Origin of the sequence: Streptomyces phaeochromogenes (genome assembly GCF_001418655.1) — a bacterium.
Taxonomy (GTDB): Bacteria; Actinomycetota; Actinomycetes; order Streptomycetales; family Streptomycetaceae; genus Streptomyces; species Streptomyces phaeochromogenes.
In genome coordinates this window covers 646-9392 of sequence record NZ_LIQZ01000305.1, presented here as the reverse complement: position 1 = coordinate 9392, position 8747 = coordinate 646, and the positions used below count along the sequence as shown (strand labels likewise).

Below are 8747 nucleotides of genomic sequence, written 5' to 3'. Positions count from 1 at the left end.
CGGACGGGCTAGGAGTTAGCCCCTCCGGCGTTTGAGGAGCGGGGGTTCGGGGGCGGAGCCCCCGAGTAAGGGACGGGACGTCGTCAGCCCGCCACGGACACCGAAGGCTCGCCGGAGGGGATTCCGTCCGCCTCCATCTGTTCGGCGATCTTCAGCGCCTCCTCGATCAACGTCTCGACGATCTTCGACTCGGGGACGGTCTTGATGACCTCGCCCTTGACGAAGATCTGGCCCTTGCCGTTGCCGGAGGCGACGCCGAGGTCGGCCTCGCGGGCCTCGCCGGGGCCGTTGACGACGCAGCCCATGACGGCGACGCGGAGGGGGACCTCCATGCCCTCAAGACCGGCGGTGACCTCCTCCGCCAGCTTGTACACGTCGACCTGGGCGCGCCCGCAGGACGGGCAGGAGACGATCTCGAGACGGCGCTGCTTGAGGTTCAGCGACTCCAGGATCTGCATGCCGACCTTGATCTCCTCGACCGGCGGGGCCGAGAGGGAGACGCGGATCGTGTCGCCGATGCCCTCGGCGAGCAGCGCGCCGAAGGCGACCGCGGACTTGATCGTGCCCTGGAAGGCGGGGCCGGCCTCGGTGACACCCAGGTGCAGCGGGTAGTCGCAGGCGGCGGCCAGCTGCCGGTAGGCGTTGACCATGACGACCGGGTCGTTGTGCTTGACCGAGATCTTGATGTCCCGGAAGTCGTGCTCCTCGAAGAGCGAGGCTTCCCAGAGCGCCGACTCGACGAGCGCCTCGGGCGTCGCCTTGCCGTACTTCTGGAGCAGCCGCTTGTCGAGCGAACCGGCGTTGACCCCGATCCGGATCGGCGTGCCGGTGTCCTTGGCGGCCCGCGCGATCTCCTTGACCTGGTCGTCGAACTGCTTGATGTTGCCGGGGTTCACGCGGACCGCGGCACAGCCGGCCTTGATCGCGGCGAACACGTACTTCGGCTGGAAATGGATGTCGGCGATGACCGGCAGCTGCGACTTGCGGGCGATCGTCGCAAGCGCGTCCGCGTCGTCCTGCGTGGGGCACGCGACGCGCACGATCTGGCAGCCGGACGCAGTCAGTTCGGCGATCTGCTGGAGGGTGGCGCCGATGTCGGACGTACGCGTCGTCGTCATCGACTGCACCGAGACGGGTGCGTCTCCGCCCACCGCCACGGTTCCGACCTGGATCTGCCGGCTCTTCCGGCGCTCGGCGAGCTTGGTCGGAACGGACGGCATGCCGAGTGAAATCGCAGTCATCTGCTGTGCAACCCCAAGGTAAGGACGGTCGGTCCCGAAAGCTGACGGGCTCCAGTCATCGAGATTACGGCACCCCCGCAGGCGGGAGCACATCCGCTGCGCAGGACCACCCAATGGAGGACGGCCGGACACAAATCATGTCCGGCCGCCACAAACTCCGTATGACTAGGAGATTCTCACCGGGTTAACCACGTCCGCGATCAGTACCAGGATCGTGAAGCAGATGAAGATCCCGGCCACCACGTACGCGACGGGCATGAGCTTCGCCACGTCGAACGGACCGGGGTCCGGCCGCCGCAGCACCTTCGCCAGGTTGCGGCGGAGGGCCTCCCACAGGGCGCCCGCGATGTGCCCGCCGTCGAGCGGCAGCAGCGGGAGCATGTTGAACAGGAACAGGGAGAGGTTGAAGCCCGCGACGAGGAACAGCATCATCGCGATCTGGTTCTCCGGCGGGATGTCGAGGGTGAAGACCTCGCCGCCGACCCGGGCCGCGCCGACCACGCCCATCGGGGAGTCCGCCTCGCGCTCGCCGTCGCCGAAGGCCGCGTCCCACAGGGCGGGGACCTTGGACGGGAGGGCGAGGAGCGACTCGACGCCGTTCTGCATCATGTCGCCCATGCGGTCCACGGACTGCCCGAACGACTGCTGGACGATGCCGGAGGCGGGCGTGAAGCCGAGGAAGCCGGCGTACACGTACTTGCCCTCGACGTAGCCGCCGTCGCCGTCGGTCTTGCTGACCTGGTTGCGGATCAGGTGGGCGGTCAGGTCGAGCTGCTTGCCGTCGCGCTCGACGGTGAGGGTGACGTCCTTGCCGGGGTTGGCGCGGATGTCGGCCTGGAGGGCGGACCAGTCGGTGATCTTCTCGCCGTTGAACGCGAGGATCTTGTCACCGCCCAGGAGCCCGGCGGCCTTCGCGGGCGCGGCGGTGTCGCTCTTCTGGCACTCGGACCGGTTCTCGCTCTGCTCGATGACGCAGTCGGAGACCTTGCCGACCGTGGTGGTCTGGGTCTGGATGCCGAAGGTCATCATCACGCCGAGGAAGATCGCGACGGCCAGGATCAGGTTCATGAAGGGGCCGGCGAACATCACGATGACGCGCTTCCACGGCTTGCGCGTGTAGAAGAGGCGTTTCTCGTCGCCCGGCTGGAGCTCCTCGAAGGACTGGGCCCTGGCGTCCTCGATCATGCCGCGCCACGGTGACGTGGAGCGGGCCTCGATACGTCCGTCGGGGCCGGGCGGGAACATCCCGATCATGCGGATGTAGCCGCCGAGCGGGATCGCCTTGACCCCGTACTCCGTGTCGCCCTTCTTGCGCGACCAGATGGTCGGGCCGAAGCCGACCATGTACTGCGGCACACGGATGCCGAACAGCTTGGCCGTGGAGAGATGCCCCAGCTCGTGCCAGGCGATCGAGATGAGCAGGCCGATCGCGAAGACGACTATGCCGAGGATCATCATCAGGGTCGTCATGCACGAGCCTCCGCCGTTGTCGTGGCTGTCGCTGTCGCTGTGGTGTGGGCTGTCAGTTCACGGGCCCGGGCGCGTGCCCAGGTCTCCGCATCGAGGACGTCCGGGACGGTGAGCGAGGTTCCCGTACGGGGCGTGCCGTGCTCGGCGACGACCTTCGTGACGGTCTCCATGATCCCGTTGAACGGCAGAGTGCCGTTCAGGAACGCGTCCACGCACTCCTCGTTGGCCGCATTGAACACCGCCGGGGCCGTGCCCGCGAGCTGCCCGACATGCCGGGCGAGCCCCACCGACGGAAACGCGTCGGTGTCGAGGGGGAAGAACTCCCAGGTCGACGCCTTCGTCCAGTCGAAGGCGGGCGCGGCGTCGGGGACCCGCTCGGGCCAGCCGAGGCCGATGGCGATCGGCCCGCGCATGTCGGGGGGCGTCGCCTGGGCCATTGTCGATCCGTCCGTGAACTCCACCATCGAGTGGACATACGACTGCGGATGCACGACCACCTCAATCCGCTCGAAGGGAATGTCGTAGAGGAGGTGCGCCTCGATGACTTCCAGGCCCTTGTTGACCAGGGTCGCGGAGTTGATCGTGATGACGGGGCCCATGGCCCAGGTGGGGTGCGCAAGGGCGGCCTCGGGGGTGACGTCGGCCAGCTCGGCCTTCGTACGTCCTCTGAAGGGGCCGCCGGACGCGGTGACGACGAGCTTGCGTACGTCGGCCCTGGTGCCGGAGGCGAGCGCCTGGAAGAGGGCGGCGTGCTCGGAGTCGACCGGGATGATCTGGCCCGGCTTGGCCAGCGCCTTCACCAGCGGGCCGCCGACGATGAGCGACTCCTTGTTGGCGAGCGCGAGGGTGCGGCCCGCCTCCAGGGCGGCGAGGGTGGGGGCGAGGCCGATCGAGCCGGTGATGCCGTTCAGGACGGTGTGGCAGTCGGAGGCGGCGAGGTGGGTGGCGGCGTCCGCTCCCACGAGGATCTCGGGGAGGGTCTCCCCCGCTCCGTACTGCGCGGACAGGGCCTCGCGCAGCGCCGGTACGACGTCCTCGCGCGCGACGGCGACCGTCCCCACGCGGAGCAGGTGGGCCTGCTCGGCAAGCAGTCCGACCCTCCCGCCCGCGGCGGAGAGCCCGGTGACCCGGAACCTGTCGGGATTGCGCAGCACAAGATCGATGGCCTGGGTCCCGATCGACCCGGTGGATCCGAGGATCACCACATCCCGGACTCCGTCCACAGGATCGAAGACAAGATGCGGATCGGCGAGGGGGGCTGGACTGTCGCTCATCCCCCCATTGTTGCCGCAATGCCACTCCAGCAGGACAGCGCGTCCCACCTGTGCCCCGTTAGGGGCGCGGGGAACTGCGCGACCAGCCCCGTCCGGCCCGCACGCGCCCACCTGCCCGCGGGCCCCCTACCGCTGGCGCTTCCGACGGTTCCGCGACCGAGCCGCACGCCGCTGCGAGCGCGGCTTCGTATCGGCCACGCTCTCCGCCGGAGGCACCGGCGACGGAACCGCGTCGGCCGGTTCGAAATCCCCTTCGACAACCCCCTCCGCCGTGTCCAGCGTCGGCGCACTGAAATGCAGCCCGTCCGTACGAGGTCCGGACTCCAGCCCCTCCTGGCCGCCGGTGGCCCTCCCGGACGCGTCGAGATTGAACACGTACCCGACCGACTCCTCCTTGATCGCCTCGGTCATCGCGGCGAACATGTCGTACCCCTCGCGCTCGTACTCGACGATCGGCTCCCGTCCGAGCGTCCACCGCAGCCCGATGCCGTCGCGGAGGTAGTCCATCTCGTACAGGTGCTCGCGCCATTTGCGGTCGAGGACCGAGAGCACGACGAGCCGCTCCAGGTCGCGCAGCGCGTCCGCGCCGAGTTCGGTCTCGCGCTCCTCGTAGCGGGCGTGGACGTCGTCGGTGACGGCCTCGACGAGTTCGTCGGCGGTGAGCTCGGCGCGCTGGCCGGCCGCGTCCTCCAGGTCCTCGATGGTGATCCGGACCGGGTAGAGCTGTTTGAAGGCGCCCCACAGCCGTTCCAGGTTCCACTCCTCGGGGAAGCCCTCGGCGGTCTCCTCGGTGATGTACGCGCGGATGGTGTCGTCCATGAAGTGGAGGATCTGTTCGCGCAGGTTCTCCCCGTCGAGGACGCGGCGGCGCTCGGCGTAGATGAGGGTGCGCTGCCGGTTGAGGACCTCGTCGAACTTCAGGACGTCCTTGCGGGACTCGAAGTGCTGCTGCTCCAGCTGGGACTGGGCGGAGGCGATGGCGCGGGTGACCATCTTGTTCTCGATGGGGACGTCGTCGGGGACGTTCGCCATCGACATCACGCGCTCCACGACCTGGGCCCGGAACAGCCGCATCAGGTCGTCCCCGAGGGAGAGGTAGAAGCGGGAGGCGCCGGGGTCGCCCTGGCGGCCGGAGCGTCCGCGCAGCTGGTTGTCGATGCGGCGGGACTCGTGGCGCTCGGTGCCGAGGACGTAGAGGCCGCCGAGGTCCTTGACCTCGTCGTGCTCGGCCGCGACCGACTCCTTGATCCGGTCGAGGGCGGCCCGGTGTTCGTCGGGGTTCTCCTCGGGGGTCAGGCCGCGCCGGTCGAGCTCGGCGAGCGCCATCGCCTCGGGGTTGCCGCCGAGCATGATGTCGGTGCCGCGCCCGGCCATGTTGGTGGCCACGGTGACCGCGCCCCGGCGGCCGGCCTGCGCCACGATCTGCGCCTCGCGTTCGTGGTTCTTCGCGTTGAGGACCTCGTGGCGTATGCCCCGCTGCTTCAGCCGGGCGGCGAGGGTCTCGGACTTCTCGACGGAGGTGGTGCCGACGAGGATGGGCTGGCCCTTCTCGTGCTTGTCGGCGATGTCGTCGAGGATCGCCGTGTACTTGGCCTCCACGGTCCGGTAGATCTGGTCGGGGTCGTCCTCGCGGGCGTTGGGCTGGTTGGTGGGGATCGGCACCACGTGGAGCTTGTAGATCTGGTGGAACTCGGCGGCCTCTGTCATGGCGGTGCCGGTCATCCCGCCGAGCTTCTCGTAGAGCCGGAAGAAGTTCTGGAGGGTGATGGTGGCGAGGGTCTGGTTCTCGTCCTTGACCGTCACCGCCTCCTTGGCCTCGATGGCCTGGTGCAGGCCCTCGTTGTAGCGGCGGCCGGCGAGGATGCGGCCGGTGTGCTCGTCGACGATGAGGACCTCGCCGTTCACGACGACGTAGTCCTTGTCCTTCTTGAAGTGCTCCTTTGCCTTGAGCGCGTTGTTCAGGTGGCCGATGAGGGGTGTGTGGTCGGACTCGTAGAGGCTCTCGATGCCGAGCTGGTCCTGGAGGAACTCCACTCCGCTGTCCAGGATCGCGACCGTGCGCTTCTTCGGGTCGTACTCGTAGTCGTGGGTGGCCCGCAGTTCGGCGAGGCGCTCCTTGTCGAGCGGCGAGGTGAAGTTCTCGTCCTGGACGGCGACGCCCCGCATCCGCGTGACCATCCTGGAGAACGCCTCGTACCAGTGCGTGGGCTGGTCGGCGGGGCCGGAGATGATCAGCGGGGTGCGGGCCTCGTCGATGAGGATCGAGTCGGCCTCGTCGACGATCGCGAAGTTGTGGCCGCGCTGCACGAGTTCGTCCTTCGACCAGGCCATGTTGTCGCGCAGGTAGTCGAAGCCGAACTCGGTGTTGGTGCCGTAGGTGATGTCGCAGGCGTACTGGGCGCGCCGCTCGGCCGGGGTCGACTGCGTCTTGATGACGCCGACGGTCAGGCCCAGGAAGCGGTAGGCGCGGCCCATCCAGTCGGCGTCGCGCTGGGCGAGGTAGTCGTTGACCGTGACGAGGTGAACTCCCTTGCCGGTCAGGGCGTTCAGGTAGACCGGCAGGGTGGCGACGAGGGTCTTGCCCTCGCCGGTCTGCATCTCGGCGATGTTGCCGAGGTGGAGGGCCGCGCCGCCCATGATCTGTACGTCGAAGTGGCGCATCCCGAGTGTGCGGCGGGCGGCCTCGCGCATGGCGGCGAAGGCCTCCGGCAGCAGGTCGTCGAGGCTCTCACCGGCCTCCCACCGCTCCTGGAACTCCGGTGTGAGCGCCTGGAGTTCCTCGTCGGTGAGCTGCTCGAAGTCCTCCTCCAGGGAACTCACCTGTTCCGCGATGCGCTGGAGTTTGCGCAGGATTCTTCCCTCGCCGGCCCGCATGATCCGGCCGGTGATGTTGTCGAGACCGAGAGCCGGCACTGGAATTACCCCCACTAAGCGCTCCGCTGGAAATACGTTGCTTCATCTACTGGTCCGTCGTGGCTGGTCGCGCAGTTCCCCGCGCCCCTTCGGGGCCCTGCCGAACCGCACCGGACTCACTTAGATCACGTCCACCAGCATCCGTATGCGGCGATTGGCGCGCTGCGGAATGTGGACGCCTTGTTGGTTCGCTTTGATCACCTCGGGCAGTACGGGATCTTTCGCGTATCCCACCGCGCCGCGGAAAAGCTGCTGGATCACGGGCCGTTCGCCCGGCCGCCCCGCGTCGACCAGGGCCGGCGCGCAGTCGTTCAGCAGGACCGCGAGCGCGTCCCGGTGGGCCTCGAAGGTCTCCGGCGCGCTCTGGCGAAGCCTGTCCGCCAGTGGCAGAACCTCATTGCGCACCGTCCGTAACGCCCGTACGAGTTCTGTGTCGTTCAGCTGCTCTCGCGCTTCCGCGCGTGCCCGTGTCAGCTGGACAGAAAATCCCTGACTGTATTCTTCCCCCATACCGTGGCGCATATTTCGTCCCCGTTCGCCATTCTGCTCATTGTTGACGCACACCTTCTGTGCGGCAAGCGGCAGAATGACGACGGGGACGGCAGTGCATTCCTGGGGAAAAGGTCAACGGATGGGGCGGTGGACGTTCTCCCTTTCGGACGGTCCGGGTGTCGCGTCGGCGATCCAGGGGCCTTCGCCGGACGGGTCGACGACTCCCTCCTCCAGCCAGGTGTAGGCGCCGCCGAGGACGCCCTTGACGACCTTGCGGTCGAGGTCGTCGGTGTTGGACCACAGCCGGCCGAAGAGTTCCTCGACGCGGACCCGGGACTGACTGCAGAAGGCGTCGGCGAGCTGGTACGCCTCGCGGCCGTGGTCCCCGGTGGTGCGCAGGAGTTCGGCGCGGACGCAGGCGGCGCTCATCGCGAAGAGCTCGGCGCCGATGTCGACGATCCGGCCGAGGAAGCCCTGTTTGGTCTCCATCCGGCCCTGCCAGCGGGACATGGCGTAGAAGGTGGACCGGGCGAGCTTGCGGGCCGACCGCTCCACGTACCGCAGATGGCCGGAGAGGTCGACGTGGCCCGCCGGGTGGAAGTCCCCGTACGACCGCGGGAGTTGGCCCGCGCCCGCGACCAGCTTCGGGAGCCACTTGGCGTAGAAGACTCCGGCGTTGGCGCCCGCCTTCGCCTTGTCCGAGAGGGACTTGTCCGGGTCGATGAGGTCACCGGCCACGGACAGGTGGGCGTCGACCGCCTCGCGGGCGATCAGCAGGTGCATGATCTCGGTCGAGCCCTCGAAGATGCGGTTGATGCGCAGGTCGCGCAGCACCTGTTCGGCGGGGACGGCCCGTTCGCCGCGGGCGGCCAGCGAGTCGGCGGTCTCGAAGCCGCGCCCGCCGCGGATCTGGACCAGCTCGTCGGCCACCAGCCAGGCCATCTCGGAGCCGTACAGCTTGGCGAGGGCGGCCTCGATGCGGATGTCGTTGCGGTTCTCGTCGGCCATCTGCGACGACAGGTCGAGCACGGCCTCCAGGGCGAAGGTCGTCGCCGCGATGAAGGAGATCTTCGCGCCCACGGCCTCGTGGAAGGCCACCGGCTTGCCCCACTGCTCGCGCACGGACGACCACTCGCGGGCGATCTTCAGACACCACTTGCCCGCGCCGACGCACATGGCGGGCAGCGACAGCCGTCCGGTGTTGAGCGTGGTGAGGGCGATCTTGAGGCCCGCGCCCTCCGGCCCGATCCGGTTCGCGGCGGGCACCCGGACCTGGTGGAGGCGGGTGACACCGTTCTCCAGGCCGCGCAGCCCCATGAAGGCGTTGCGGTTCTCGACGGTGACGCCCTCCGAGGCG

The 8747-nt window shown here is 68.5% G+C and carries 5 protein-coding genes and 1 pseudogene; all 6 read right to left on the bottom strand.

Translation table 11 applies throughout. The features are described from left to right. Nucleotides 1–83: 83 nt before the first annotated feature. Complete coding sequence (gene ispG, locus AOK17_RS34405) at nucleotides 84–1241, bottom strand: flavodoxin-dependent (E)-4-hydroxy-3-methylbut-2-enyl-diphosphate synthase (RefSeq protein ID WP_055616509.1); 1158 nt, start codon at nucleotides 1239–1241, stop codon at nucleotides 84–86. A 165-nt stretch (nucleotides 1242–1406) separates the two neighbouring features. Continuing rightward, nucleotides 1407–2711: a M50 family metallopeptidase gene (locus AOK17_RS34400; RefSeq protein WP_055616508.1), complete on the bottom strand. Its 1305-nt coding sequence runs from the start codon at nucleotides 2709–2711 to the stop codon at nucleotides 1407–1409. Further along, nucleotides 2708–3985, bottom strand: coding sequence for a 1-deoxy-D-xylulose-5-phosphate reductoisomerase (gene dxr, locus AOK17_RS34395; RefSeq protein WP_055616507.1), 1278 nt, complete (start codon nucleotides 3983–3985; stop codon nucleotides 2708–2710). The genes AOK17_RS34400 and dxr overlap by 4 nt, the downstream gene beginning before the upstream one ends. A 126-nt stretch (nucleotides 3986–4111) precedes the next feature. Continuing rightward, nucleotides 4112–6859 (bottom strand): preprotein translocase subunit SecA, encoded by a 2748-nt coding sequence (gene secA / locus AOK17_RS34390; protein ID WP_055616511.1) that lies wholly within the window; start codon nucleotides 6857–6859, stop codon nucleotides 4112–4114. 159 nt (nucleotides 6860–7018) lie between these two features. Continuing rightward, nucleotides 7019–7420, bottom strand: coding sequence for a hypothetical protein (locus AOK17_RS34385; protein ID WP_245697558.1), 402 nt, complete (start codon nucleotides 7418–7420; stop codon nucleotides 7019–7021). Between the two features lie 102 nt (nucleotides 7421–7522). Then, nucleotides 7523–8747: pseudogene (locus tag AOK17_RS34380) on the bottom strand (acyl-CoA dehydrogenase family protein); the annotation flags it as partial.

Coding starts and splice junctions, on each gene's coding strand:
- dxr (WP_055616507.1), bottom strand. CDS start 3,985: ATGAGCGACAGTCCAGCCCCCCTCGCCGATCCGCATCTTGTCTTCGAT.
- AOK17_RS34400 (WP_055616508.1), bottom strand. CDS start 2,711: ATGACGACCCTGATGATGATCCTCGGCATAGTCGTCTTCGCGATCGGC.
- AOK17_RS34385 (WP_245697558.1), bottom strand. CDS start 7,420: ATGCGCCACGGTATGGGGGAAGAATACAGTCAGGGATTTTCTGTCCAG.
- ispG (WP_055616509.1), bottom strand. CDS start 1,241: ATGACTGCGATTTCACTCGGCATGCCGTCCGTTCCGACCAAGCTCGCC.
- secA (WP_055616511.1), bottom strand. CDS start 6,859: ATGCGGGCCGGCGAGGGAAGAATCCTGCGCAAACTCCAGCGCATCGCG.